Raw genomic sequence first — 26,866 nt, forward strand, 5'->3', positions numbered from 1 at the left:
CACAATTCCACGCTCGCTGTTCGGAAATACTGCACAGCATGACGCTGAATCCGTGGCGCCTGCGCCTGCTCAGCCAGCTCGACGCGCTGGGCACCGTGCGGGCCGTGGCGCAGGCCGCGAACCTGAGTGCTTCGAGCGTGTCCCAGCAGCTCGCGGTGCTCGAGAGCGAGACGCGCACGCAGTTGATCGAACGGACCGGGCGGCGCGTGCGGCTCACGTCGGCCGGGCTCATCCTGGCGAGGAGGGCTCGGTCGATCCTCGACCAGATGGACGCCGTCGAGGCCGAGTTGAGAGGCCTGAACGACGAACCGTCGGGCCTCATCCGGCTCGGCGCGTTCCAGAGCTCCATCCACACGCTCGCCGTACCCGCGATCCAGGCCCTCCGGCACCCGCACCTCGACGTCGAGATCGTGGAACTGGAACCGCACGCCAGCATGCCCGCGCTGCTCGCCGGGGAGGTCGACGTGATCATCACGACCACCGACTTCGTGGAGCTGCCGGTACCGGGCGACATCGACGTGGTGCCGCTCGGCCAGGACCCGATCGTGCTGGTCACGCCGCCGAACCACCCCGCGGCCGATGTCGCCGCGTGCAAGGACGAGCCCTGGGCGTTCGACATCCCCGGCTCGTACATGGCGAAGCTGGCGACGCGCCTGTGCCGGCAGTCGGGCTTCGAGCCACGCGTGGTCGGCCGGTTCAGCAACTACATGCTCACGCTCAAGCACGTCGAGGCCGGTCTGGCGGTCGCGGTGCTGCCCGCGCTGGCCGTCGACCGCAGGTTCGACGTGGTCACGAGGGAGCTTCCGATGACGAGAAGGATCACAGCCGCCGTGCGCCGTGACTCGCGCGCCGCGATCACCGTCGTGCTCGACGCCCTGCATACTCGGTCGCAGTCGGACGAGAGGTGATCCGGAGCAAGGCTGGTCACCCGCCTAGGGCGTGTCCCGTAAGTCCGTTCGATGAGAGTCACGGTCGAGAGTCCCGGAGGCGGTGCCGCCGCGACGGCCTCATACCGGGCGTATTCGGGCGTTGATCTGGGAGGCTGGAACCGTGCGCGTGGCATTGCTGGGCCCGACGACCGTCGAGACCGAGGACGGCACACCGGTCGACATCGGTGGTGCCCGCGTCCGCATGCTCGTCGCACGCCTCGCGCTCGACCCCGGCCGCCCGGTGCCGACGACGACGCTGATCGACGACCTCTGGGGCGAGCAGCCGCCCGCCGACGCCATGAACGCGCTGCAGTCGCTCGTGTCGAGGCTGCGCAAGGTCTGCCCGGTCGCGCTGGAACCGGGCGGCTACCGGCTGGGCGTGACGACCGAGGACGTCGACGTCTTCCGGTTCGAACGGCTGCGCGCCGCGGGCCGGTTGGACGAGGCGCTCGCGCTGTGGCGTGGTGACGCGCTGGCCGACGTGCGGGAGGCGCCGTTCGCCGCGCCGACGGCCTCCCGGCTCGAAGAAGCACGCCTGTCCGCGCAGGAAGACCGCGGCGAACTCGACGTCGCGGCGCTGACCGCGTTGCACGAGAAGCACCCGCTGCGCGAACGCCTGGCCGGGCTGCTGATGAGGGCGTTGTGCGCGCAGGGCAGGCAGTCCGACGCCCTGCACGTCTATGCCGAGGTCCGCGGCCGGCTCGCCGACGAACTGGGGGTCGATCCCTCACAGGAACTGCAGGACGTCCACCTCGCGGCACTGCGCGGCGAGCTCGGGCCGCGGCCGGTGACCGACCGCTTGCCGATGCGGCTCACCAGCTTCGTCGGGCGCGACGACGAGCTCGCGGAGATCGCCGGACTGCTCGGCCGGGCCCGGCTGGTGACGCTGGCCGGGCCCGGCGGCGCGGGCAAGACACGGCTCGCCACCGAGGTCGCGGCGCGGCATCCGTTGCACGGCAAGGGCCGCGTGTGGTTCGCGGCGCTGGCCGGCGTCCGGGCGGCGGAGGACCTCGCCGGTGCGGTGCTCAGCGCGTTCGAGGTGACGTTCGCCGGGGATCCGCGGCGGCGGGCCAGCGAGGGCATGGACCGGATCGCCGAGGTGCTCGGCGCCGGGGAGTCGTTGCTGGTGCTGGACAACTGCGAGCACCTGATCGGGGCGGCGGCCGAGTTCACCACCGAGCTGCTGCGGCGGGTACCGAACCTCCGCGTGCTCGCGACCAGCAGGGAACCGCTCGCGATCGACGGCGAGTCGCTGTGCCCGATCGGCCCGCTCGCCGTGCCCAACGGCCAGGCGGACGTGTCCGCGTTCGGCGCGGTGCGGCTGTTCCTCGACAGGGCGAGCGCGGTGAAGCCCGGGTTCCGGCTCGACGGGTCCACTGTGGACGACGTGAGGATGATCTGCCGCAGGCTCGACGGCATGCCGCTCGCGCTGGAACTGGCGGCGGCGCGGCTGCGGTCGATGACGGTCCGGCAGATCACCCAGCGCCTGGACGACCGGTTCCGGTTGCTCACCTCGGGCAGCCGCACCGCGCTGCCGCGCCAGCGCACGTTGCGCGCGGTCGTCGAGTGGAGCTGGGACCTGCTGACCGAGGAGGAGCTGCTGCTGGCCCGGCGGTTCGCGGTGTTCCCCGCCGGCGCCGACCTCGCCGCGATCGAGGCCGTCTGCCTGCCGGACCCGATCTACGTGCTCACGTCGCTGGTCGAGAAGTCCATCGTGGACGTCATCGAGATCGAGGGCGAGCCGCGGTACCGGATGCTGGAGACGATCCGGGTCTACGCGGCCGAACAGCTCGACGCGTCCGGCGAGAAGCGGGAGGTCGTCGGCCGGTTCCGGCGCTACTACCGCGAACTGACCGCGCGCTGGGAGCCGCTCACCCGCACCGCGCGGCAACTCGAGGCGATCGACGTCTACGAGGCGGAGCAGGACAACGTCGTGGCGGCGTTGCGCGGAGCGATCGACGACCACGAGGTCGAGCTGGCGGCGGACCTGCTCGGCGGCACGTTCTGGTACTGGCTCGTCAAGGGCGACAACGAGCGCGCGGAGATGTCGGTGCGCGACGTGCTCGCGCTCGGCGACCTGCTGCCCGCCGACCGCTTCGCGACGTTCCGGGCCATGCAGCTCATCATGGCCGCCGTGCCAGGGGTGACGGACGTGGCGGAGGCCGCGGCGGTCATCGAGAACTGCGTGAGCTCCGGCGCCGTCCAGAAGTACCCGACGCTCGCGATCGCGCTGCCCATGCTCGCGTTCCTCAGCCAGAACGCCGAACTGGCGCGGCGCGAGGTGCAGCGGGCGGCGGCGAGCGAGGACCCGTGGGCCAGGGCGAGCGCGGAGTGGGCGCACAGCTTCATGCTGGTGGACGACGGTGACCTGGAAGGCGCGGAACAGGCCCGCGACCGCGCGTACGACCAGTTCACGGCCATCGGCGACCGGTGGGGTTCGGCGATGACGCTCGGCATGAAGGCCGCGTTCGTCTCGCAGACCGGTGACAACCAGGCGGCGATCGACCTCTACCAGCGCGGGCTGGAGGTGGCGACGGAGCTGCGGTCGCAGGACGACGCCGCGCAGCAGCGGTGGCGGCTCGCGGTGGAGTACGCGCGCATGGGTGATCACGCTGCGGCCGCGCGCGAGGTGGTCGCGGCGGAGCAGTTCGTCCGGGACGCCGGCAACGACCTGCTGTCCACGATGCTCGGCTACGCGAAGGCCGAGGTCGTGCTGCGCGCGGGCAGGATCGAGGAGGCACGCGCGCTGAGCGTCTCGTTCACCCGGCGCGCCACCAGGCCGTCCGTGCTCGGGTCGCTCGTCGCGGAGTGGGTGGCCATGCTCGACGCGCGCATCGCGCTCGCCGACGGCAGGTTCGGCGACGCCGAGGCGTTCACCGCGGTGGCCGTCGAGACGACGTCGGAACGCGGCGACATGCCGGATCTCGCGACGGTGACGGAACTCCTGGCCCAGGTGCGGCACCGGCAGTGCCGCGACGACGCCGCGCGGCGGCTGACGGCGCTCGCCCAGCTCCTCCGCGGGCGGCTCGACATGGGTGATCCGGACGTGCGGCGCCTCGTCGCCGAACTGGGCGAGCCCGCACCGCTGACGATCACCAAAGCCGAGGCGCTGCAACGGGTGCGCGAAGAGGCGGGCCTCAGCACCGGCTGAAGCCCGCCCTTGATCACACGCGCCTGCGGTAGGCCCACATCGCCAGCGGGAAGAACACCGCGACCGCGCCCGCCATCCAGATCAGCGATCCGATGAGCGGCCCGGCGATCGCGCCACCGTTGAGCAACCCGCGCAGCGCGTCCGACATCAGGCTGACCGGGCTGATGTCCGCCCACGCCTTCAGCCAGCCCGGCATCGTCGAGGTGCCGACGAACACGTTGCTGCCGAACGTCAACGGCATGATCAGCACGATCATGATGCCCTGCACGGCCTGCGGGGTCTTGAGCAGCATGCCCACGAACACCGACGCCCAGCAGAAGCACAGTCCGAACGCGATCGCGAGCCCCGCCGCGATCAGCAGCTCCGCCGGTCCCGTCTGCACCCGGTAGCCCATGACCGTGGCGATGATCAGCAGCACCACGACGCACACCACGTACCGCACGACGTCCGCCAGCACCGCGCCCACCAGCGGCGCCGACCTCGCGATCGGCATCGCGCGGAACCTGTCGAAGACGCCCTTGGAGACGTCCGTGTTCAGCTGGACGCCCGCGGTCATGCTGGCCTGCAGGATGTTCATCACCAGGATGCCCGGCACGAGCATCTGCAGGTAGGCGTCCGTGTTCCCGGCGAGCGCGCCACCGAAGAGGTAGGTGAACATCACCAGCAGGATGATGGGCGCGATCGTCACGTCCGCCAGCTGCTCGGGGTTCTTGCGGATCTTGAGGATGCCCCGCCAGGCCAGCGCGAAGCCGTGGCGCACTCCCCTGTCCAACGCGATCGTGCTCATACCAGGCTCCCCTCGTTCCGCTTGCCGGTGAGCGAGAGGAAGACCTCGTCGAGCGAGGGCAGCCGCAGCGCCAGTTCGTCCGCGGTGATGCCGGCCTCGTCGAGCTTGCGGACCAAAGTGGACAGCAGCACCGGGTCGTTCACCGGTGCCGTCAGCAGTCCCGTGTCGTCGTCCCTGGTCGGCCGGACACCGGTCAGGTCACCGAGAATCCGGTACACCACGTCGAGATCGAGCAACGACGTCGGCCGCACCTGCAGCGTCTGCCCGCCCACGCGCCGCTTCAGCTCGTCCGGCCTGCCCTCGGCCACGACGCGGCCGTGGTCGAACACCGTGATCGAGTCCGCGAGCTGGTCGGCCTCCTCCAGGTACTGCGTGGTGAGCAGGACCGTCACGCCGTTCGCGACGAGCTTGCGCACCACCGCCCACACCTCGTTGCGGGCGTGCGGGTCCAGCCCGGTGGTCGGTTCGTCCAGGTACAGCACGGACGGGTTGCCGACGAGGCTGGCCGCGAGGTCGAGCCGCCGGCGCATACCTCCCGAGTACGTCTTGGCGGCCCGTCCCGCGGCGTCGGTGAGTTCGAACCGCTCCAGCAGTTCGGCGGCCTTCGCCCGTGCCCCCGCACGGGAGAAGTCGAGCAGGCGGGCCAGCAGCACCAGGTTCTCTCGACCGGAGAGGTCCTCGTCCACCGACGCGTACTGCCCAGTCAGTCCGATCAGCGACCGGACCGCCCGTGGGTCCTTCACCACGTCATGGCCGTGGACCGTGGCGTGCCCCGCGTCCGGGCGCAGCAACGTGGCCAGCACCCGCACCGCCGTGGTCTTGCCCGCGCCGTTCGGCCCGAGCACCCCCACGACCTTCCCCTCCGGCACCTCGAGGTCCACGCCGTCCAGCGCCTTGGTCTCCCCGTAGTGCTTGACCAGGCCTTCTGCCCTGATCGCGAGCGCCATCGTTCCTCCCTGTGTTCAGGAGGAACTGTGCGCCGCACCGCTGGCAGACCGCGCACAGCGCGCTGTCAGCGGCTGGCAGCCATCCTGCGCACGGCCTCGGTGATGATCTCGGGCGAGGTGCCGATGTTGAACCGGACGTGGCCCGCTCCCCCGCTGCCGAACCCGGCGCCCGACATCAGGGCGACCTTGCCCCGCTCGACGAAGAACGCGGCCGGGTCGTCGCTGATGGCCCGGCAGTCGAGCCAGGCCAGGAAGGTTGCATCGGAGGGTTCGTAGCCGATCTCGGGCAGGTGCTCGGTGAGCAGGTTCTTCAGGAGCTTCCGGTTGTCGTCGAGCCCGGCCAGCAGGGCGTCGAGCCACTCGCCGCCGTGCCTGAGCGCGGCCGCGTGCGCGATGGTGCCGAAGTGGCTCGGTCCGTGGCTGACCTCCTCGGGCAACCTCGCGAGGTCGTCGGTGCCGGAGATCGCGACGGCTGCCCGCATGGCCGCCAGGTTCCAGCCCTTCGACGCGGACATGAGCGACATCCCGTTCTCGTCGACGCTCAGGTACGGCACGAACCGGGTGCCCCTGGAGACGAGCGGGGCGTGGATCTCGTCGGCGATCACGCGAACGCCGTACGTCTCGGCCAGCCGCGCGAGGGCCGTCAGCTCCTCTGCGGTGTGGACGGTGCCCGTCGGGTTCTGCGGGTTGCACAGCAGGTACACCGGACGATCGGCTTTGACGTGCTGGAACGTCCGCTCCAGCACCTCCAGGTCGAGGCGGCCGTGCCGCAGCGGCGCCTCGACGACCGCGCGGCCCATGCTCCTGACGAACAGGTAGAACGGCGGGTACACCGGAGGGCTGACGATCACGGGGGCGCCGGGCCCGGACACCAGCCTGATCAGCTCGACGATGCCGAGCATCACGTCGGACACGAGCGCCGTGCGTTCCACCGGGAGGTTCCAGCCCCAGCGCTCTTCCGCGAACGCCGCGAGCGCCTCCTGGTAGTGGGTACCGGCCGGGTAGCCGGTGTCGCCGAGGTCCAGGGCCTCGATGACGGCCTGCCTGACGGGCTCAGCCAGGTCGACGTCCATCTCGGCCACCCACAACGGCAGCACGTCGTCCGGGAACTGCCGCCACTTCACGCTCGTGCGCCGCCGTAACCGTTCCAAGGACACCTGGGTCAGCGGGTTCAGCATGAAACCCAACGTAGGTCACCCGGGATGAGCAGTCACGTTGTGCGCGGTGATCTGCTTCGGCCAAGCAAAGAGGGGCCCCGCCGGCACATGCCGGCGAGGCCCTCCCGAAATCGAACTCAGGCGAACGGCGACTTGTCGACGCCGCACGTCTTCTGCACAGGCAGCACACCGGTGAACAGGTACTCCCGCTTCACCTTCTCCGCGCACGCGCTGCGCACGAACATGGAGGTGTGCCCGTGACCCTCGACGGTCAGGAACCCCGTGCGGGCCATCTCCGCGGCACCGTCGCGGGCACCGTGCAACGGCGTCGACGGGTCGAACCTGCTGTTGATGAACAGGATCGGCGCCGACGTCCAGCGGTTCCACGGCCCGGTGTAGCGGTCGTCGTCACGGCCCTGCCAGAACGCGCAGGCCATCATGTCGAACACCACCGCACGGCCCCAGTACGGCACGCGCTGGTCCTCGCTCCTGCCGTACTTCGAGTACACGGCCGGGTCGCGCGGGAAGTTGCTGTCCGAGCACTGCACGGCGTTGAAGCCCTCGAAGCGGTTCGTGACGTAGTCGGCCGACGCGGTCGTCAGCGAGGCCGGCGCCTCCCAGACGCCCTGCAGCACCCGAGCCGTGTCCTGCCAGGTGTCCGGCTGCGCCAGCGCGTCCCAGACGAGGCTGATCAGCGAGACGCGGTCGAATCGGCCGTCCGGCGTGGTGACCGGGGACGCGGTCACGCGAGCGACCAGGTCCGCCCACTTCTGCTTGAGGTCGCCGCCCGCGAACGCGCAGTTCGCGCCCGGTGCCGCGCACAGCTTGAGGAACTGGTCGAACGTCTCGGCGACACCGCGCGGCACGTCCTGGCGGGTGTCCAGCGGCACGGTCGTGCCCTGGTCGCCGTGCCCGGTGGCGTTGCCGATGAAGTCGAGGGAGCCGTCGAACGCGAGCGCGCGGACCTTGTCCGGGAACATGTTCGCGTAGATCGCGCCGAGGTGCGTGCCGTAGGAGATGCCGTGGTACGTCAGCTTCTTGTCGCCCACCGCCTTGCGCAGCAGGTCGAGGTCGCGGGCCGTGTTCGCGGACGAGACGTGGTCCAGCAGGTCGCCGGACTTCTCCTCACACCGCCGGACGAACTCGCGGTAGCCGTCGTAGAACGCGGGTTCCTCCGCCGCGGTGTCCGGGTAGACCGGGATGGAGTTGAGGAACTGCTGCTGTTCCTCGACGCTGTCGAAGCAGCGCACGGTCGCCGAACGGCCGATGCCGCGCGGGTCCCACGACACCACGTCGAAGCGCGACCTCAGTTCGGACGAGAACAGCCACTCCCACTTGCCGCGAGCCCGCAGTCTGTCCACACCGGACGCTCCGGGACCGCCGAAGTTCACGAACAACGAGCCGATCCGCTTCGCCGGGTCGGTCGCGGGCAGTCTGATCAGCGCCAGATCGATCTTCGCGCCGGACGGCCGGTCGTAGTCCAGCGGCACCTTGGCCGTCGCGCACTGGAACCCGTCCTGGCAGTCCTGCCAGGAGAGAACCGGCGCCTGTTCGGTTGCCACCGCGGCCGGCGCCAGCCCGATGAGCAGCGCGGCCGTCAACAACAGTGATTTCACATGAAGCTCCCCAGTTTCGACCTCTCGACCACGAAGACGCCGACGAGATCAATCTGGTTGCCTCCTGGTGAGCGTCAACCGTTCAACGCGTGCGTCGCCGTCGCCCCTCCGTCGACCACGAACTCCCCGCCCGTGCAGTAGGCACTGTCGTCACTGGCCAGGAACAGCACGACGTTCGCGACGTCCTCCGGCTGCCCGATCCGCCGCAGCGCCAGCTTCTTCCCTATCGGCGAGACGTCGATAGGCCGGCCCAGTGCCTCGCTGACCATCGGGGTGTCGATGGCGCCGGGATGCACGGAGTTCACCCGGATCCCGTGCTGTCCCAGTTCCATCGCGGCGACCTTGGTCATGCCGCGGATCGCGAACTTCGACGCCGTGTACGCCACCAGGTACGGCATGCCGCCCAGGCCCTCGACCGACGACACGTTCACGATCGACCCGCCGCCGGCCTGCTTCATCGACGACACGACCGCACGCATGCCGAGGAACGTGCCGACCTGGTTGATGCCGATCACCCGCTGGTAGTCGGCGAGCGTGGTGTCGGCCAGGGCGGAGAAGTGCAGGATGCCGGCGTTGTTCACGAGAACTGTGACGTCGCCGAATGTCGCGACGGTGAACTCGACGGCGTCCGCCCACCCGTCCTCCGAGGACACGTCCAGGTGGCAGTACTCGGCACCGAGTTCGGCCGCGAGTTCCTTGCCCTGGTCGTCGAGGACGTCGGTGATCATCACCCGCGCGCCCTCGGCGGCGAACCGGCGTGCCGCGGCCGCGCCCTGACCCCGGGCGGCGCCGGTGATCAGGGCGACCTTTCCGTCCAGCCGCATCTACATCATCTCGTCGGTCAGAGGCATCATCACGGTCTTGAGCTCGGTGTAGGCCTCGTAGGCGCTCTGCCCGCCCTCGCGGCCCAGTCCCGACTGCTTGTAGCCGCCGAACGGGATGTGCGGTTCGAGCTGGAAACCGTTGATGCCGACCATGCCGACGCGCAGGGCCTTCGAGACGCGGAACGCGCGGCGGACGTCGTTGGTGTAGACGCCGGCGCCCAGGCCGTACTCGGTGTCGTTCGCGATGCGGACGGCTTCTTCCTCGTCGTCGAACGGCACGACGGTCAGCACCGGCCCGAAGATCTCGTCACGCGCGATGGCCATGTCGTTGTTGGCGTCGGCGAAAATCGTTGGTGCGACGAAGTTCCCGGACGCGTAGTCGCCGTCGAGCCGGGTGCCGCCGGTGACCAGGCGGGCGCCCTCCTCCTGGCCGCGCTCGATGTAGCCGAGCACGCGTTCGAGCTGCTTGCCGTTGATCAGCGGGCTGGCCAGCACGGCGGGGTCGAACGGGTCGCCGAACGTCACCGCGCCCGCGAGCATCTGTGCCATCGCGATGAACTCGTCCTGCGCGTCCCGCTGCACCAGCGCCCGCGTGTGCGCCACGCACGCCTGGCCGGACAGACCCATCGTGACCATGCCCATGCAGGTCATCGCGGCGAGGCCGACGTTCGGGGCGTCCGCGAACACGATCGCCGGCGACTTCCCGCCCAGCTCCAGCGACACGCGCTTCATCGTCCCGGCGGAGGCCTCGACGATCCGGCGGCCGATGGCGCGGCTGCCGGTGAAGCTGATCTTGTCAACGCCGGGGTGGGTGATCAGCGCCTCGCCGGTCGGGTTGCCGGGGCCGGTGACGAGGTTGACGACGCCCTCCGGCAGCCCGGCCTCGATCAGCAGCTCGACCATGCGGATCACGCAGAACGACGCGTACTCCGACGGCTTCACCACGACCGTGCAGCCGGCCGCCAGCGCGGGCGCGAGTTTCTGGGCGAACAGCACGAACGGCGCGTTCCACGGCAGGATCGCCGCGACGACACCGACCGGTTCGCGGAACGTCATAGCGAGGTGGTCGCCGCCCTGGTACGGCGGCAGGGTCTGACCGCCGACCTTGTCGATCCAGCCCGCGTGGTGGTCGAAGATGTCCGCCGCGATGCCGACCGAGGTGGCGTAGATCTGGCCGAACGACAGCGGCACGCCGTTGTCCAAAGCCTGCAGTCCGCGCAACTCGTCCGAGTGCTCCCGCAGCAGGTCTCCGTACCTGCGCAGGATCTTGATGCGCTCGCCTGCCCGGCTGCGCGGCCAAGTGCCCTCGTCGAACGCCTTGCGGGCCGCACGCACCGCCTCGTCCACGTCCTGCACCGAGGCGACGGCGAAGCTGCCGATCTCCTCGCCGGTGGCGGGGTGGTGGTGGGTCCAGGTCTCGTCGGTCTCGCGGAACTCGCCTCCGATGAGGAGCCGGCCGTCCTTGAGGCCCAGCGTCTCGCGGTGCGGTTGGACGGTGAGCGTCACAGCTCCTCCTAGAGCGACATCGTGTCCGTGCAGGCGAAAGTCCTTTGTGGATCGCGATCGGCGAAGTAGCCGTCGAGATCGGTGAACGCGCCGAACTTCTGCTCGACGGTCGGTGGTGCCATCAGCGCGACCATGCCGCCGTGCACGACGAACACCTGGCCGTTGATCCTGTCGCCGGACGGTCCGGCCAGGTGCGCAACGAACTTGGCGACGTGCTCGGGCGCCAGCGAGTCGTCGCCCGCCGGTGCGTCACCGAACACGTGCGCGGTCATCTGGGTGCGGGCTCGTGGGCAGATCGCGTTGGCGCGCACGCCGTAGCGGCTCGTGCCACGAGCGGTCGCCACGGTCAGCGCCGCGATCCCCGCCTTGGCCGCCGCGTAGTTGGCCTGGCCCTCCGAGCCGAGCAGGAACGCCTCCGACGAGGTGTTCACGATCCGCGCGTAGACCGGTTCGCCGGCCGTCTTCGACTGCTGCTTCCACAACGCGACCGCGTTGCGCGACAACAGGAAGTGGCCGCGCAGGTGTACCCGCACGACCAGGTCCCACTCCTCGTCGGTCATGTTGAACAGCATCCGGTCGCGCAGCACGCCCGCGTTGTTCACGACGACGTGCAGCCCGCCGAACTGCTCCATCGCGGCGGTGACGAGGGCGTCGGCGGTACTCCGCTCGCCCACGTCACCCTCGACCACGACGCACTTCGCGCCCAGCTCGTCGATCTCGGCCGCAGCGGAGTCGGCCGAGCCCGGCAGGTCGTTGAGCACGATCGACGCACCGGCCCTCGCGAGCTCCAGCGCCTCCGCGCGGCCGAGCCCGGCACCGGCGCCGGTGACCACGGCGACCTTCCCCGAAAGGTCCACAAGAGACTCCTAATCGAACAGAATGACCTGACGGATCAGCGATCCACCGCCACGCAGGGCCTGCAGGCCCTCGTTCACGTCCTCGAGCCTGATCCGTTTGCTGATCATGCCTTCGAGGTCCAGCCGGCCCTGCCGCCACAGCGCGATCATGCGCGGGATGTCGCGGCGGAAGTTCGCCGTCCCGTAGAACGAGCCGTGCAACGTCTTGTCGTGCAGGAAGAGTTCCTGGGCGCTGAACGACACCATCGCGTCCGCCCGGCCCGCGCCGACGACGACCGTGTGGCCACCGCGACGGGTCAGGTCCCATGCCTGGCGGATCGTGGCGGGCAGGCCCACCACGTCGAACACGTAGTCGAAGCCCATGCCGAAGTTCAGCTGGTTGTTCAGGTCCACGACACCGTCCGGCGTCGTCGCATGCGTCGCGCCGAACTTCTGCGCCACCTCATGCTTTTCGAGCACCGGGTCGACCGCGACGATCCGTGCGGCGGCGGCGAGCCGGGCACCCTGGATCACCGCGACACCGACACCACCGCAGCCGATCACGGCGACGCTGGAACCCGGTTCGACCTTCGCGGTGTTGAGCACGGCCCCGACTCCAGTGAGAATGCCGCACGACAGCAGAGCCGCGATCTCCCACGGCACGTCGTCGTCGACCTTCACGGCGGCATCGGCCGGAACGACCATCTCCTCGGCGAACGCGCCGAGCCCCGCGTACCCGAAGGCCGGGTTGCCACCGACGACGAACCTCGGTGACGTGAACGCGGAGATGGTGTGCACGAGGCACAGATGCGATTGGCCCGTAACGCATTGGGCGCACTTGCCGCACGGCGGCACGAACGTGATCGCCACGTGGTCGCCGACCGCGAGCGACGTCACGGCGCTCCCGATCTCGACGATCTCACCGGCGCCTTCATGGCCGACGACGCCGGGCGTCAGGGCCGGCAGCGTTCCGTCCATTGCGGACAGATCACTGTGGCACACCCCGCACGCCTTGATCCTGATGCGGATCTCCTGCGGCCCCACCGGGGCCGTGGTCACGTCGTCGCGGAGCTCGAGCTTGTCGTCGCCTACCTGGTTGAGCACGGCTGCCTTCACCGGTATCACTCCTCGCTGAGCTCACGGCCTAGTGCCTGTCGCACACTAGAATCTGTTCCTGTTCGTGACAAGGCCCATCAGCGTGAGAGGCGCAGTGCGCCCATGGGACACGAGGCGACGGCGCGTTCCGCCAGAGCCTCCTCCCCGCTGGCCAGCTCACCGTCCCGGATCTGCAGAACCTCGTCATCGTCAAGGTCAAACACCTCGGGCAGGATTGACATGCACTCCCCGTGCGCCTCGCACAGCGAAGGGTCGACGCCGACCTTCATCGCGGCCTCCTGACATCAAGTAGAACTTGTTCTAGAGTAGCGGTCATGCGCATCGGTTTCACGCCCGAACAGGAGCAGTTGCGCCAGGAGTTGCGGGCGTACTTCGCCGCGCTCATGACGCCCGAACGCAGGGCCGGGCTCGCCGGTGGCGGCGACTACGGCGACGGCGCGGCCTACAAGGACACCGTCCGCCAGATGGGCCTGGACGGCTGGCTGACCATCGGCTGGCCGGAGGAGTACGGCGGCCGTGCCCGCCCGATGATCGAGCAGCTGATCTTCCTGGACGAGGCGTCCGCGGCCGGCGCCCCGGTGCCGTTCCTGACGCTGAACTCCATCGGCCCGACGATCATGTCCCTGGGAACGCCCGAGCAGAAGGCCTTCTACCTGCCGAAGATCGCGTCCGGCGAGCTCCACTTCGCCATCGGCTACTCCGAACCGGAGGCGGGCACCGACCTCGCGGGCCTGCGCACGCGGGCGGTCCGCGACGGTGACGAGTACGTCATCAACGGCCAGAAGATGTGGACGAGCCTCATCCAGTACGCCGACTTCGTCTGGCTGGCGTGCCGCACCGACCAGGAATCGCAGCGGCACAGGGGTTTGAGCGTCATCATGGTGCCGACCTCCGCTCCCGGCTTCTCCTGGACGCCCGTGCCGACCATGTCCGGGCCGACGACCAGCGCCACCTTCTATGACGACGTGCGGGTGCCCGCGGCGAACCTCATCGGCGAGGAGCACAAGGGCTGGAAGCTCATCACCAACCAGCTCAACCACGAACGCGTCGCCCTCTGCTCGGCCGCGCCGCTGCAGACCGCACTGCGCGAAGTTCGTCAATGGGCGGACGAAACCGGTGCCGTGAAACAGGAGTGGGTGCGCCTGCACCTCGCCCGCGTGCACGCGAAGACCGAGTTCCTCAAGCTCATCAACTGGCGGATCGCGTCCGGTTCCGACGAGGCACCGTCACCGGCGGAGGCCTCCGCGACCAAGGTGTTCGGCACCGAGTTCGCGACCGAGGGCTACCGGCTGCTGATGGAGGTGCTGGGCGCCAACGGAATCGTGCGCACGGGCTCCGCGGGAGCCCTGCTGCACGGCCGCGTGGAACGCATGCACCGGTCGTCGCTGATCCTGACGTTCGGCGGCGGCACCAACGAGATCCAGCGGGACATCATCGCGCGGGTGGGCCTCGGGTTGCCTGCCGTGCCTCGGTAAGGAGACTCCGTGGACTTCACCCTGACCGAGGCGCAGCGCGAGCTGGCCGCGCTGACCCGCAAGATCCTCGACTCGTCCGACACGCCGTGGCTCGACCTGGTCAAGTCGGGCGTCGTGCCGGAGCAGCCCGACGAGTTCGGCGTGCTGGAACAGTGCTCGGTGCTGGTCGAACTGGGTCGTGCGGTCTCCCCCGTGCCTTACCTGCCCACGACGGTCGCGGCGTCGGCGCTCGCGGAGTTCGGAACTCCGGACCAGCGCGACCGCTGGCTGAAGCAGGGACTAGTGCTGTCCGTCGCGCTGTCAGAAGCCGGCGGCGTGAAGACGACGGTGCCGTTCGCGTCGGAAGCGGCCGCGTTCCTGGTGGCGCACGACGGGCAGGTGTTCCTCGTCGAGGCGGAGCAGCTGGAGATCACCCCGCAGGAACTGGTCGACGGCTCGGACGCGGGGTGCTTCACGTTCTCCGGCACCGGCGAGGTGGTGCCCGGCCTGTCGCTCGACTGGCTGATCACGCGGTACACGCTGGGATTGTGCGCTCTGCAGCTCGGCGTCACCGAACGCGCACTGGAGCTGACGGCCGAGTACGCCCGCACCCGCGTGCAGTTCGACCGGCCGATCGGCAGCTTCCAGGCCGTGGCGCAACGTCTGGCTGATGCGTACATCGACGTCGCGGCGATCCGGCTGACCCTCTGGCAGGCCGCCTGGCGCCTGGCGGAAGGCCTGGACGCGGCGCAGGAGGTGGCGACGGCGAAGTTCTGGGCCGCCGACGCCGGGCACCGCGTGGCGCACACCGCCGTGCACGTCCATGGCGGCACCGGCATCGACATGAGCCACGACGTGCACCGCTACTTCACGGCGGCGAAGCGCAACGAGTTCGAGCTGGGCGGGGCGACCGCCCAGCTCCTGAAACTCAGCGCAGCTTGGTGAGGCGTTCGACCGTCGCGTCGAACTCCGCCAGCAGGTCCGCCATCACCTCGGCCACCGGCCTGACCTCGTTCATCCGCCCGACGACCTGGCCGACCGGCATCGAGACCACGGACGGGTCGTCGGACCGGGCGATGCGCAGGTGCGCCTCGCTGACCAGCAGGTTCTGCAACGGCATCGGCAACGGCTCCGGTGCCTCCGCGGACGTCCACGCCTCGGTCCACCGCGTCTTCAGCAACCGCGCCGGTTTGCCGGTGTAGATGCGGGTGCGGACGGTGTCGCTGGACCCGGCGGCGAGCAACGCCTCCTGCGTGCTGGAGTTCCCGAGCGTGTACTCGGCGGTGGTCAGCCAGTACGAGCCCATCCAGACGCCGGACGCACCGAGCGCCATCGCGGCGGCGGCCTGCCGTCCCGAACCGATACCCCCCGCGGCAAGCACGGGGACGTCCACCGCGTCGACGATCTCCGGCACCAGCACCATCGTCGCGACCTCGCCGGTGTGTCCACCCGCCTCATAGCCCTGGGCCACCACGACGTCGACGCCGTTGGCCACGTGCCGGCGAGCGTGTTCGGCCCTGCCCGCCAGCGCGGCCACCGGCACACCGGCCGCGTGCACCTGCTCGATGACGTCGGTGGGCGGTGAGCCGAGGGCGTTCGCGATGAGCCGGATCGGGTGTTCCAGGGCCACGTCGACGTGCGACCGCGCCACCGAGTGCAGCCAGCCGAGTACGCCCTCGCCGCCCTCGCCGTCGGGCAGCGGTGGCACGCCGAGCTTCAGCAACGTCTGTTGCACGAACTCCTTGTGGCTCTGCGGGATCAGCCCGGCCAGGTCGATCTGCGTGCCCTCCTTCGGCACGGTGGCGGGCATGACGATGTCGACGCCGTACGGCTTGCCGTCGGTGTTCTCGTCCATCCACGTCAACGCGCGGTCGAGGTCCTCCGCGTCGTTGAACCGCACGCACCCGAGGACACCGAGCCCGCCCGCCCGGCTGATCGCCGCCGCCACGTGCTCGGACGGCGTGAAGCCGAAGACGGGATGTTCGATGCCCAGCTCGTCACACAGGCTGGTGCGCATGATCCTCCACGTGGCGCTTCGCCCACTGGTAGTCGGGTTTGCCGCTGGGGGTGCGGCCTATCTCGGCGACGAGCCACAACGACCGCGGCACCTTGTAGCCGGCGAGGGTCTCGCGGACGTGGGCGTCCAGTTCGGACAGTGTCGGTGTCGCGCCGTCGCGCGGCTGGACGATCGCGCCGACGCGCTGGCCTAGCAGGTCGTCCGCGATGCCGATCACGAGCGCGTCGAACACGTCCGGGTGCGACTTCAGCACCCCCTCGACCTCCTCGGGGAACACCTTCTCGCCGCCGGTGTTGACGCAGGTGTTGCCGCGCCCCAGCAACGTGATGTCGCCGTCCTCCTCGAACCGGGCGAAGTCACCGGGCACGGTGAACCGCCTGCCGTCGACCTCGACGAACATCCGCGCGGTCTTCTCGGGGTCCTTGTAGTAGCCGAGCGGGATGTGCCCGCCGCGCGCCAGCTTGCCGATGACGCCGGGCTTCGGCTCCAGCTTCTTGCCGTCCTCGTCGATGACGATGGTGTCCTCGTTGAGCTTCACCTTGGTGCCGTCGGTCTTCACGATCTCCTTGGGCACCGCGCCGATGCCGGTGGACCCGGTCTCGCTCGACCCGATCGACTCCAGCAGCGTCGTGTGCGGCAGGTGTTCGTGGTACTGCTTCTTCACGGTGTAGGAGAACAGGGCGGCACTGCTGTTGAGGATGTACAGCGACGAGCCGTCGTACGTGCCGCGCTGGAACTCCTCGATCAGCGGCCGGCCCATCGCGTCGCCGGTGATGACGGCGACCTGGACCTTTTCCCTTTCGATCACCCGCCAGATCTCGGCGGGGTCGAACTTGGGCACCAGCACCACGGTGCTGCCGCTGAACAACGCGCCCAGCACGGCCCACTGCGCCGCGCCGTGGATCAACGGCGGCAGGCACAGCCTGACCAGGCCGTAGTCCTTGCCCGCCTTGGCCTGCTGCCACTCGTCCGTCAGCCGTTCGCCGGTAACGAAGTCGATGCCGCCGCCGAGCGTGCGCCACACGTCCTCGTGCCGCCACATCACGCCCTTGGGCATGCCGGTCGTGCCACCGGTGAACAGGATGTAGAGGTCGTCGGGGCTGCGCGACTCGAAGTCCCGTTCACCGGACTCCTCGGCGAGTGCCGTTTCGTAGTCGGCACCGGCGAAATCCTCGTCCGTCTCGTCGTCGATCACGACCGTGTGGCCGGGCGCGCCGACCTCCGCGACCAACGGCGAGTACCGCCGTTCGTGTACGAGAGCGGTCAGATCGGCTTCACCGAAGAGGTATTGCAACTCGTTCTTGGTATAGCGATAGTTCACGTTGATGGCCACGGCGCGCAGCTTGAAGACCGCGAGCATGGCTTCGACGAGTTCGATCGAGTTGCGCGCGTAGAGCCCCACGTGCGCACCCTGCGTCACGCCGTTCTTTGCCAGGTGGTGAGCCAGTTTGTTGGCTCGCGACTCAAGCTCGGCGTAGGTGACCCGCTTGGACCCGCACACGAGCGCGGTCCTGTCGGGCACGGTGTCGGCGGCGTGTTCAACGAGGTCTGCGACGTTGAGGGCCATGGCAGACAAAGTAGAACGTGTTACTGTTCCCGACAATCCCCCGTGCGGTCAGACTCGATCCAGGAGGCGCGCGAATGACGACCACGACGGAACCACATGCCTTGGTGGAGTTGGCCGGCAACGTCCTGGTCGTCACGATGAACCGCCCAGAGGTCCGCAACGCCCTGTCCGGCCCCATGCTGGCCATCATGAAGGAGGCGTGGGACCGGGTGGACTCCGATCCGGACGTCCGCGTCTGCATCCTCACCGGCGCGGGCGGAGCGTTCTGCGCGGGCGCGGACCTCAAGGCGATGACGTCCAACCACCCCAGCGAAAACGCCGGCAAGTTCGACTTCTCCGTCATCGAACCACTGCTCAAAGGACGTCGATTGACGAAACCACTGATCGCCGCGGTGGAAGGCCCGGCGGTCGCCGGTGGCACGGAAATCCTGCAGGCGACCGACATCCGCGTCGCCGGCGAGAGCGCGCGGTTCGGTGTCTCGGAGGCACGCTGGGGCCTGTTCCCCCTGGGCGGCTCGGCGGTCCGGCTGCCACGCCAGATCCCCTACACCGTCGCGGCCGACCTCCTGCTGACGGGACGGCACATCCGGGCGGCGGAGGCCAAGGAGATCGGGCTGATCGGGCACGTGGTGCCGGACGGTCAGGCTTTGGACAAGGCGTTGGAACTGGCCGCGCTCATCACGGCCAACGGGCCCATCGCGGTGCAGAAGATCCTGCAGACCATGCGGGAGACCGAGGTCATGCACGAGAACGAGGCGTTCACAGTGGACGCCCGGCTCGGCATGGAGGTGTTCTCCAGCGAGGACGCCAAGGAAGGGCCGCGGGCGTTCGCGGAGAAGCGCAAGCCGGAGTTCAAGGGCCGGTAGCCTTCTGCGCTTGGGACCTGTCGTATTCTCACACGTCGTTGGCCGCGATGTACCCGAACGTCATGGCGGGCCCGATCGTCGACCCCGCCCCGGCATAACTCCGCCCCATCACGGCCGAACTGACGTTGCCCGCCGCGTACAGCCCGGGGATCACCGACCCGTCCGGCCGCCGCACACGGGCACGCGCATCCGTCACGAGACCGCCCTTGGTGCCGAGGTCGCCCGGCACGATCTTGAAGGCGTAGAACGGCGGCGCCCACAGCGGGGCCAGGCACGAGTTCGGGAAGACGGCCGGGTCCGTGTAGTAGTGGTCGTACGCGCTGTCGCCGCGCTTGAAGTCGGGGTCGCGACCGCTCAGGGCCTGGTTGTTGAACCGGCTGACGGTCGACCTCAGGTTCGCGCCGGGCACGCCGATGGCCGAGGCCAGGCCGTCGAGCGACCAGTTCTTCACCACGGCACCGGACTGGTACCAGCCGTCCGGCAGCGGCAGGGCCGGTGCCACGTCGGCGAACAGGTACCTGTTGCGGTAGTTCTGGTCGACGACGAGCCAGGCCGGGATGCACGGGTCTGCCGGATTCTTGTCGTACATCACGTGCACGACGTCGCTGTAGGGCGCGGCCTCGTTGACGAAGCGGCGGCCGGCCGCGTTGATCATCAGGCCGCCGGGCAGCGTGCGTTCGGCGAGACAGAAGTACGGGGTGCCGGGCACCGGGATCGCGGGGCCCCACCAAGCGTCGTCCATCAGGTCGAGCGCCGCGCCCGCCCGCTGGCCCGCGCGGTGGCCGTCGCCGGTGTTCTCCTTCGCGCCGACCGTCCACTGAGTACCGATCGGCTGGCGTTGGTACTGGGCGCGCATCGCCGCGTTGTGTTCGAAGCCGCCGGAACCCATGATCACGCCACGTCGTGCGCGCACGGCACCGCGTGAGGTCAGCACGCCCTTGACGGCGCCGTTCTCCACGATCAGGTCTGCCAGACCGGTGTTCAGCCACACCGGGACGTTCGACTGCATCAGACCGGCCCGCAGCCCGCCGGCCAGCGCCTGGCCCATGGTCAGCGGCTTCTGCCCGGCCAGGGCGGCCGCGGTGCCGCGCGCCAGGGCAGCGGCCGCGGTCGCCGCGCCCTTCGCGTTGACCAGGGCCAGCGCGAGCCACTTGTAGTCCGCGCCGTAGATCACCATGCCGGCCGGTGTGGCCAGGTAGGGGGCGTTCAGGTTCGCCAGCTCGGCGCCGAGGACGCGGCCGTCGAGCATCTCCGGCTCGATCGAACGGCCCTTCACGATGCCGCCGGGGTACTCCGGGTAGTAGTCGCTGTAGCCGTCCATGTGCCGGAAGCGCAGCGGGCTGTTGCGCATGACGAACGAGATCATCTGCGGCCCGTAGGTCAGGTAGGCCTGCTGCCGCACGAGCGGGATGTCGCCGACGACCGCCGCCAGGTACTGCGCGGCCTTCGCGGGCGTGTCCGGAATGCCCGCCGCCAGGATCACCTCGTTGTTGGGGATCCAGATGCCCGCGCCCGAGCGAGCGGCCGAGCCGCCGTAGGTCGGCGCCTTCTCCACGACCACGCAGCTCAGGCCGCGTTTGGCGGCGGTCAGCGCGGCGGTCATGCCGGCCGCGCCCGCGCCGACCACGACGACGTCGAACTCGCCGAGATCGGCGGAGGCGGTGGCGGGTTTGACCAGTCCGGAGGCCAGCGCGAGACCGGCTCCGGCGAGCACCTGACGGCGGTTCAGGTTCACGGGTTCACTCCAGACATCGTCTTCCGGTGGTCCCAGCTGGCGATCTTGGTCGGACGGAAGATCACGGCGACGCGCCTCGACATCGCCTTGCGCAGGGCTTCGCGGGCTTCGGGATCGTCCCCGACCTCACCGAAGTTGCGTTCCACCACGGCGTCCACGACCCGGCCGAGGTCCGGCGTGAACTCGGTGACGCCCTCCATGTGCACGCCGCGCAGCTGGTCGTAGGTCTCCCCCGCCTCGGCCAGCACGCTGCAGCGCGGATCGCGTTGCAGGTTCAGGATCTTCTGCGACTTGCGGTCCGTGCAGAACACGAGCTCGCCGTCCACCCACGCGAACCACATCGGCGCGAGGTGCGGCAGGCCGTTGCGGCCGATGGTGGCGACGATCAACGTCTTCTGGCCCTGGAGAAAAGTCTCGACCTCGGCCGGCGTCATCCTGATGAGGTCACGCACCGCTTGAACTTCCTTCTTGGCTGCGCAGCTTTCGCTTGTACAACTTGCCGTTCGGGTCGCGCGGTAGTTCGGCGAGATACTCGATCGTCCGTGGCAGCTTGAACTTCGCCAAGCGCGTCCGCGCGAACTCCAGCAACTCCTCGGTCAGTTCCTCGGAAGCCTCGACCCCGTCCGCGGGCTGCACCACGGCCTTGATCGCCTCGCCCCAGTCCGGATGCGGCACTCCGAACACCGCCACGTCCGCGACCTTCGGGTGGCAGATCAGTTCGCCCTCGATCTCCGCCGGGTAGATGTTCACACCACCAGAGATGATCATGTCGTTCTTGCGGTCGCACAGGAACAGGTAGCCGTCCTCGTCCAGATAGCCGATGTCCTGCAACGTGAACAGCTTGCCGACGCGCGCGGCCCGGGTCTTCTCCGCGTCCTTGTGGTACTCGAACGTCGCGTCGCCCATCCGCATGTAGACCAGGCCCTGCTCGCCGACGGGCAGCTCGGTGCCGTCCTCGCCGAGAATCTTGATCTCGGACGTCGGCCACGGCAGACCGACCGATCCAGGCTTGCGCAGCCACTCCTGAGCGGTGATCGCGGTGCCACCGCCCTCAGTGGCCGCGTAGTACTCGATCACGACCGGCCCCCACCAGTCGAGCATGCGGCGCTTGACCTCCAGCGGGCACGGCGCCGCGCCGTGGATCATCGCGCGCAGCGAACCTATGTCGTACTTGGCTTTCACGTCGTCCGGCAGAGCCAGCAACCGGTGGAACTGGGTCGGCACCATGTGGCTGTGGGTGACCTTGTGGCGTTCGATCAGCCGCAGCATGTCCTCCGGCGCCCAGTGGTCCATGAGCACGGTGGTGTGGCCGAGCTGGATCGAGATGACGACGAAGTTGAGCACCGCTGTGTGGTAGAGCGGCGACCCACACAGGTGCACGTGCCCGTCGTGCGGCTTGATGCCGAAGATGCCGAAGAACCAGGCGGCGGAGGGCGGCACGACGTCCGGGTCGGCGCCGGTCAACGGCCTGCGCACTCCCTTGGGGCGGCCGGTCGTGCCGGAGGTGTAGAGCATCGGCGACCCCATGGTGCGGCCGTCGGGCCTGCCTTCCTCGCCCTCGCCGAGCTTCGCCAGAGGCGTGAAGTCCGTGATCTCACCGACGGCGAACCTCGCCTCGGCCGGAAGGCCCGCTGCGGCTTCGACGGCCGCCGCGGCGAACCGTTCGTGGGCGACGAAAGCCTTGGCACCGCTGTCCTGCACGAGGTACGCGACCTCGGCCCCGGTCAGGTGCCAGTTGGCCATCACGACGTAGAGGCCGGTCTGGTAGGCGGCGAAGTACACCGCCACCAGGTCGGCGCTGTTGGGCAGCATCAGCACGATGCTGTCGCCGGGTTCGAGCCCCAGGGCCCGGAACCCGCGTCCGTAACGGTTCGCGGTGCCCGCGAGCTCCGAGTAGGTGATCTCTCGACCACTCGGATCGACCAGCGCGGTCAGGTCCGGCTGATCGGCAGCGATGTTCCAGAGTCCTGTGACCACACCCTCAAAGTAGAACGCGTTTCACCTACTGACAAGCCTCCGACAAGGCCTTGATCGAGGCAACGTCGCGGCATCCGACGAGCAGTGTCGTGACGCCGGCCTTCTCCCACCGGCGAACCTCCTCGCGCACGTGCTCCGCATTGCCGACGATGCTGATCTCGGCCACCAACTCGTCCGGAACCACCTGCGCCGCCTCGTCCTTGCGCCCGGCCTGGAAGAGCCTGCCGACGTCCTCGACGACCTCGCCGTATCCCATGCGGGTGAACACCTCTGCGTGGAAGTTCATCCCCGGCGCACCCATTCCGCCGATGTACAAAGCGACGAACGGCTTCAGCATCGCCCGCACGGCCGCCGGATCGTCCGTCACGACGACCTGGCAGGTGGCCGCGACCTCGAAGTTCTCCCTGCTACGGCCAGACTTCGCGAAGCCTTCGTCCAGCCACTCGTCGTACATGCCGGCGAGCCGCGGCGCGTAGTAGATGGCGAGCCACCCGTCCGCGATCTCCGACGTCAGCGCGACGTTCTTCGGACCCTCCGCGCCGAGCCAAATGGGCAGGTCAGCACGCAGCGGGTGGGTGATGGGCCTGAGCGGTTTGCCGAGCCCCAGAGCGCCAGGCCCCTGATAGGGCAACGGGTAGTGCGGGCCGTCGTTGCGGACCGGCGCCTCACGGGCCATCACCTGCCGCAGGATCGACACGTACTCCCTGGTCCTGGCCAGGGGTTTCGCGAACGGCCGTCCGTACCAGCCCTCCACGACCTGCGGACCGGACACGCCCAGGCCGAGCACGAACCGCCCGCCGGAGAGGTGGTCCAAAGTCAGCGCGTGCATCGCGCAGGCAGCCGGCGTACGGGCCGACATCTGCACGACGGACGTACCGAGCCGCACCCGCGAAGTCTCGGAACCCCACCACGCCAACGGTGTGAACGCGTCCGAGCCCCACGCCTCGGCGGCAAACACCGCGTCGAAGCCGAACTCCTCCGCCGCCGCCACGAGTTCGGCGGCGTTCTGAGGCGGACCGGCGCCCCAGTACCCGAGCTGCAGACCGAGCTTCATGCACCCATCTTGCCACCATTTCGAGAACCTGTTTCACTTTGATCTGTGACTCGGCCGCTGAGTGCTCCGCTCGACGTTGGCTTCGACTACACGCGCTCCCTCGGCCCGACGCTGGGCCGGTTCCTCTCGGATCTCCGCCGCCGCAAGGTGACCGGGATCCGCGGCAGTGACGGGCGCGTGCACGTGCCGCCGCTCGAGTACGACCCCGTGACCGCCGAACGTCTGCACGAGTTCGTGGACGTGACGGCGACCGGTGTCGTGCGCGGGTGGTCGTGGATCCCCGAGCCCCTCGAAGGACAGCCGCTCGACCGGCCGTTCGCGTGGGCGCTCATCCAGCTCGACGGCGCGGACACCGCGCTGCTGCACGCCGTCGACGCGGGTTCACCGGACCGGATGGCGACCGGAACACGCGTGCGCGCAAGGTGGCGCGGCGAACGCGTCGGCGCGATCACCGACATCGAGTGCTTCGAGATCTCCGACGAGCCGGCCGACCCGCCCACGGAAGCCGACGACGTCACGATGGTTACGACGCCGGTGAACCTGCACTACACCCACTCCGCGTCACCGACGGAGGACCCGTTCCTGCGTGGTCTCATGGAAGGCAGGCTGATCGCCCAGCGCTGCCCGGTGTGCGAGAAGGTCTACTTCCCGCCGCGCCCGGCCTGTCCCGTGGACGGCGTGCCGACGACGGACCAGATCGAGCTGTCCGACCACGGCACCGTCACGACGTACTGCGTGGTCAACGTGCCGTTCCTCGGCCAGCGCATCCCGCCGCCCTACGTCTCGGCGTACGTGCTGCTCGACGGCGCCGACATCCCGTTCCTGCACCTGCTGCTCGGCGTCGCGCCCGAGGACGTCCGGATGGGCATGCGTGTGGAGGCGGTCTGGAAGCCGCGCGAGGAGTGGGGCCCGACGATGCAGAACATCGACCACTTCAAGCCGTCCGGCGAGCCGGACGCGCCGTTCGACTCCTACTCCCAGCACCTGTGAGGCTCGCGTGCGTGACATAGCGGTAGTCGGCTTCGCGCAGACGCCCTGCGTGCGCGAGACCGACGGCACCACCAACGGTGTCGAGATGCTGGTGCCGATCTTCCACGAGGTGCTCGGCGGGCTCGGAATCACCAAGACCGACATCGGGTTCTGGTGCTCGGGCTCCTCGGACTACCTGGCCGGGCGCGCGTTCTCGTTCGTCTCGGCGGTCGACGCGATCGGCGCCTTCCCGCCGATCGCCGAGTCGCACGTCGAGATGGACGCCGCGTGGGCGCTCTACGAGGCGTGGGTGAAGCTGCTCTGCGGCGAGATCGACACCGCGCTGGTCTACGGCTTCGGCAAGTCCTCGGCCGGGCAGCTCCGCCGGGTCATGGCGATGCAGCTCGATCCGTACCTCGTGACACCGTTATGGCCGGATTCTCTTGGCCTGGCGGGCATCCAGGCACGTATGGGCATCGAGAACGGCCTGTGGGACGAACGCGCGATGGCCTCTGTGGCCGCGCAGAGCCGTTCCGCCGCCCTGTCGAACCCGCTCGCCCAGCTGTCCGGCGAGGTCGGCGCCGACGAACTGCTGGCCCTCCCCTACGTCGCGGATCCGTTGCGGCGGCACGACTGCGCGCCGATCACCGATGGTGCGGCGACGATCGTGCTTGCGGCAGGCGACAAAGCGCGGGAGCTGTGCGAACGTCCGGCGTGGATCACCGGTTTCGAACACCGCGTCGACTCGCCGTCGTTCGGCACGCGCGACCTGACGACTTCCCCCTCTGCCGTGGCGGCCGGCAAGGCGGCGGGCGCCGACGGCGTCCAGGTGGCGGAGCTGCACGCGCCGTTCACCCACCAGGAAATCCTGCTGCGTCAGGCACTCGGGCTCGGTGACGACGTCACCGTGAACCCGTCGGGCGGCGTGCTGGCGGGCAACCCGATGTTCGCGGCCGGGCTGGCGCGCATCGGCGAGGCCGCACGCAGGATCCACGACGGCTCGGCGACCAAGGTCCTCGGCCACGCCACCAGCGGGCCGTTGCTCCAGCAGAACCTCGTCTGCGTGATGGAAGGGCGTGAGTGATGCGACCGGCAGCAGTGGTCGGCACCGGCCAGACGCACCACGCCGCGAAACGCCTCGACGTGTCGATGGCGGGCCTGTGCCGCGAAGCGATCGACCGCGCGATGGCTGACGCCGGCGTGGACTGGTCCGACATCGACGCCGTGGTCCTCGGCAAGGCACCGGACCTGTTCGAGGGCGTGATGATGCCCGAACTGTTCCTCGCGGACGCGCTGGGCGCGGTCGGCAAACCGTTGCTGCGCGTGCACACCGCCGGTTCGGTCGGCGGCAGCACGGGCAACGTCGCCGCCAGCCTGGTGCAGTCCGGCGTGCACGACCGCGTTTTGGCCGTGGCGTTCGAGAAGCAGTCCGAGTCGAACGCGATGTGGGCGCTGTCCGTGCCGACACCGTTCACCATGCCCGTGCACGCGGGCGCGGGCGGCTACTTCGCGCCACACGTGCGTTCCTACATCCGCCGAGCCAGCGCTCCCGAACACATCGGCGCGATGGTCGCGGCCAAGGATCGGCGCAACGGTGCCAAAAACCCCTACGCACACCTGAAACAGCCGGACATCACCGTCGAGTCGGTGCAGGCCTCCACCATGCTGTGGGACCCGATCCGGTACGACGAGACGTGTCCGTCCTCGGACGGCGCCTGCGCGGTCGTCATCTCGGCGGAACCGACGTCGGGCCAGGCCGCCTGGATCCGCGCGACCGCGATGCGCACCGAGCCCACGACGTTCGCCGGACGCGACCAGGTCAACCCGCAGGCGGGCCAGGACGCCGCCAGGGCGTTGTGGAAGCAGGCGGGCATCACCGACCCGCTGTCCGAAGTGGACGCCGCCGAGATCTACGTGCCGTTCTCGTGGTTCGAGCCGATGTGGCTCGAGAACCTCGGTTTCACCGACATCGGGCAGGGCTGGAAGCTCACCGAGGCGGGCGAGACCGAGATCGGCGGCCGCCTGCCGGTGAACCCGAGCGGCGGCGTGCTGTCGTCCAACCCGATCGGCGCCTCCGGCCTGCTGCGCTTCGCCGAAGCGGCCATGCAGGTCATGGGCACCGCGGGAGACCACCAGGTCGACGGCGCGCGGGTCGCGCTGGGCCACGCGTACGGCGGTGGTTCGCAGTTCTTCGCCATGTGGGTCGTCGGATCGGAGAAGCCTTGACTTCTCCCTGCCCTGACGGGCAGGGATTCCCACCCGCCGTGCGGCGGGTAGCGCTTACGCGCTGTGCCTCACGGCACGGGGTTCCTGTTTCACTGCCGATCGCGGAAGGGAGGACCCTTGCCGTCTGACATC

Annotated in this window: 23 protein-coding genes; 8 read left to right on the forward strand and 15 right to left on the reverse strand. The window is 69.4% G+C overall.

Translation table 11 applies throughout. The annotated features are described in order from the left end of the window. Positions 1 to 38 precede the first annotated feature (38 nt). Positions 39 to 908 carry a LysR substrate-binding domain-containing protein gene (locus IG04_RS0105505; protein ID WP_030475428.1) on the forward strand — a complete coding sequence of 290 codons (870 nt, stop codon included), beginning with the start codon at positions 39 to 41 and terminating at the stop codon, positions 906 to 908. A gap of 142 nt (positions 909 to 1,050) precedes the next feature. After that, positions 1,051 to 4,080 (forward strand): AfsR/SARP family transcriptional regulator, encoded by a 3,030-nt coding sequence (locus IG04_RS0105510; RefSeq protein WP_030475429.1) that lies wholly within the window; start codon positions 1,051 to 1,053, stop codon positions 4,078 to 4,080. 13 nt (positions 4,081 to 4,093) lie between these two features. Here the strand turns inward: IG04_RS0105510 and IG04_RS0105515 are convergent, their stop codons facing one another. From IG04_RS0105515 to IG04_RS0105555, 9 genes are all read right to left on the reverse strand, one after another. After that, on the reverse strand, positions 4,094 to 4,867 hold the full coding sequence (locus tag IG04_RS0105515; protein WP_030475430.1) for an ABC transporter permease: 774 nt from the start codon (positions 4,865 to 4,867) through the stop codon (positions 4,094 to 4,096). Next, complete coding sequence (locus tag IG04_RS0105520) at positions 4,864 to 5,814, reverse strand: daunorubicin resistance protein DrrA family ABC transporter ATP-binding protein (RefSeq protein WP_030475431.1); 951 nt, start codon at positions 5,812 to 5,814, stop codon at positions 4,864 to 4,866. The genes IG04_RS0105515 and IG04_RS0105520 overlap by 4 nt, the downstream gene beginning before the upstream one ends. Positions 5,815 to 5,879: 65 nt before the next feature. Further along, entirely contained in the window at positions 5,880 to 6,992 is a 1,113-nt protein-coding gene (locus tag IG04_RS0105525; RefSeq protein ID WP_030475432.1) for a MalY/PatB family protein, read from the reverse strand. 116 nt (positions 6,993 to 7,108) lie between these two features. Beyond that, positions 7,109 to 8,587, reverse strand: coding sequence for an alpha/beta fold hydrolase (locus tag IG04_RS0105530; RefSeq protein WP_036013723.1), 1,479 nt, complete (start codon positions 8,585 to 8,587; stop codon positions 7,109 to 7,111). A gap of 74 nt (positions 8,588 to 8,661) precedes the next feature. Beyond that, a complete protein-coding gene (locus tag IG04_RS0105535; RefSeq protein WP_030475434.1) occupies positions 8,662 to 9,411 on the reverse strand; it encodes a glucose 1-dehydrogenase in 750 nt (249 codons plus the stop codon). Continuing rightward, a complete protein-coding gene (locus tag IG04_RS0105540) occupies positions 9,412 to 10,917 on the reverse strand; it encodes an aldehyde dehydrogenase family protein (protein ID WP_030475435.1) in 1,506 nt (501 codons plus the stop codon). Positions 10,918 to 10,925: 8 nt separating this feature from the next. Next, a complete protein-coding gene (locus tag IG04_RS0105545; protein WP_030475436.1) occupies positions 10,926 to 11,774 on the reverse strand; it encodes an SDR family NAD(P)-dependent oxidoreductase in 849 nt (282 codons plus the stop codon). 9 nt (positions 11,775 to 11,783) lie between these two features. Then, positions 11,784 to 12,869 (reverse strand): Zn-dependent alcohol dehydrogenase, encoded by a 1,086-nt coding sequence (locus tag IG04_RS0105550; protein ID WP_030475437.1) that lies wholly within the window; start codon positions 12,867 to 12,869, stop codon positions 11,784 to 11,786. 77 nt (positions 12,870 to 12,946) lie between these two features. Continuing rightward, positions 12,947 to 13,138, reverse strand: a complete 192-nt coding sequence (locus IG04_RS0105555) for a ferredoxin (RefSeq protein WP_030475438.1) — start codon at positions 13,136 to 13,138, stop codon at positions 12,947 to 12,949. Positions 13,139 to 13,183: 45 nt separating this feature from the next. Between IG04_RS0105555 and IG04_RS0105560 the strand changes: the two genes are divergently transcribed. Together IG04_RS0105560 and IG04_RS0105565 are read left to right on the forward strand one after the other, a co-directional pair. Next, positions 13,184 to 14,344, forward strand: coding sequence for an acyl-CoA dehydrogenase family protein (locus IG04_RS0105560; RefSeq protein ID WP_030475439.1), 1,161 nt, complete (start codon positions 13,184 to 13,186; stop codon positions 14,342 to 14,344). Positions 14,345 to 14,353: 9 nt separating this feature from the next. Then, the gene (locus IG04_RS0105565) at positions 14,354 to 15,268 is read left to right on the forward strand and encodes an acyl-CoA dehydrogenase family protein (protein ID WP_030475440.1); all 915 of its coding nucleotides are present in this window, start codon (positions 14,354 to 14,356) and stop codon (positions 15,266 to 15,268) included. Here the strand turns inward: IG04_RS0105565 and IG04_RS0105570 are convergent. Together IG04_RS0105570 and IG04_RS0105575 are read right to left on the reverse strand one after the other, a co-directional pair. After that, on the reverse strand, positions 15,252 to 16,340 hold the full coding sequence (locus IG04_RS0105570) for an NAD(P)H-dependent flavin oxidoreductase (RefSeq protein WP_030475441.1): 1,089 nt from the start codon (positions 16,338 to 16,340) through the stop codon (positions 15,252 to 15,254). The genes IG04_RS0105565 and IG04_RS0105570 overlap by 17 nt on opposite strands. Further along, positions 16,321 to 17,907 carry an acyl-CoA synthetase gene (locus IG04_RS0105575; protein WP_030475442.1) on the reverse strand — a complete coding sequence of 529 codons (1,587 nt, stop codon included), beginning with the start codon at positions 17,905 to 17,907 and terminating at the stop codon, positions 16,321 to 16,323. Before IG04_RS0105575 ends, IG04_RS0105570 begins: the two co-directional genes overlap by 20 nt. A 74-nt stretch (positions 17,908 to 17,981) precedes the next feature. Here IG04_RS0105575 and IG04_RS0105580 point away from each other — a divergent pair, with 74 nt between their 5' ends. Beyond that, complete coding sequence (locus tag IG04_RS0105580; protein ID WP_030475443.1) at positions 17,982 to 18,773, forward strand: crotonase/enoyl-CoA hydratase family protein; 792 nt, start codon at positions 17,982 to 17,984, stop codon at positions 18,771 to 18,773. A 28-nt stretch (positions 18,774 to 18,801) separates the two neighbouring features. Here IG04_RS0105580 and kstD read toward each other — a convergent pair whose 3' ends face one another. From kstD to IG04_RS0105600, 4 genes are read right to left on the reverse strand one after another with little or no spacing between them, the layout of a single operon-like run. Then, the gene (kstD, locus tag IG04_RS0105585) at positions 18,802 to 20,508 is read right to left on the reverse strand and encodes a 3-oxosteroid 1-dehydrogenase (protein WP_030475444.1); all 1,707 of its coding nucleotides are present in this window, start codon (positions 20,506 to 20,508) and stop codon (positions 18,802 to 18,804) included. Continuing rightward, positions 20,505 to 20,960: a pyridoxamine 5'-phosphate oxidase family protein gene (locus IG04_RS0105590; RefSeq protein ID WP_211257673.1), complete on the reverse strand. Its 456-nt coding sequence runs from the start codon at positions 20,958 to 20,960 to the stop codon at positions 20,505 to 20,507. The genes kstD and IG04_RS0105590 overlap by 4 nt, the downstream gene beginning before the upstream one ends. After that, positions 20,953 to 22,485, reverse strand: coding sequence for an acyl-CoA synthetase (locus IG04_RS0105595; RefSeq protein WP_030475446.1), 1,533 nt, complete (start codon positions 22,483 to 22,485; stop codon positions 20,953 to 20,955). The genes IG04_RS0105590 and IG04_RS0105595 overlap by 8 nt, the downstream gene beginning before the upstream one ends. 25 nt (positions 22,486 to 22,510) lie before the next feature. Beyond that, entirely contained in the window at positions 22,511 to 23,539 is a 1,029-nt protein-coding gene (locus tag IG04_RS0105600; protein WP_030475447.1) for an LLM class F420-dependent oxidoreductase, read from the reverse strand. 45 nt (positions 23,540 to 23,584) lie between these two features. Between IG04_RS0105600 and IG04_RS0105605 the strand changes: the two genes are divergently transcribed. From IG04_RS0105605 to IG04_RS0105615, 3 genes are read left to right on the forward strand one after another with little or no spacing between them, the layout of a single operon-like run. Then, positions 23,585 to 24,529 (forward strand): Zn-ribbon domain-containing OB-fold protein, encoded by a 945-nt coding sequence (locus IG04_RS0105605; protein ID WP_030475448.1) that lies wholly within the window; start codon positions 23,585 to 23,587, stop codon positions 24,527 to 24,529. Positions 24,530 to 24,536: 7 nt separating this feature from the next. After that, a complete protein-coding gene (locus IG04_RS0105610) occupies positions 24,537 to 25,592 on the forward strand; it encodes a thiolase domain-containing protein (RefSeq protein WP_030475449.1) in 1,056 nt (351 codons plus the stop codon). Then, positions 25,592 to 26,734, forward strand: coding sequence for a thiolase domain-containing protein (locus IG04_RS0105615; protein ID WP_030475450.1), 1,143 nt, complete (start codon positions 25,592 to 25,594; stop codon positions 26,732 to 26,734). Before IG04_RS0105610 ends, IG04_RS0105615 begins: the two co-directional genes overlap by 1 nt. Positions 26,735 to 26,866: the final 132 nt, after the last annotated feature.

It is taken from the genome of Lentzea albidocapillata, assembly GCF_000719115.1.
Lineage (GTDB): Bacteria > Actinomycetota > Actinomycetes > Mycobacteriales > Pseudonocardiaceae > Lentzea > Lentzea albidocapillata.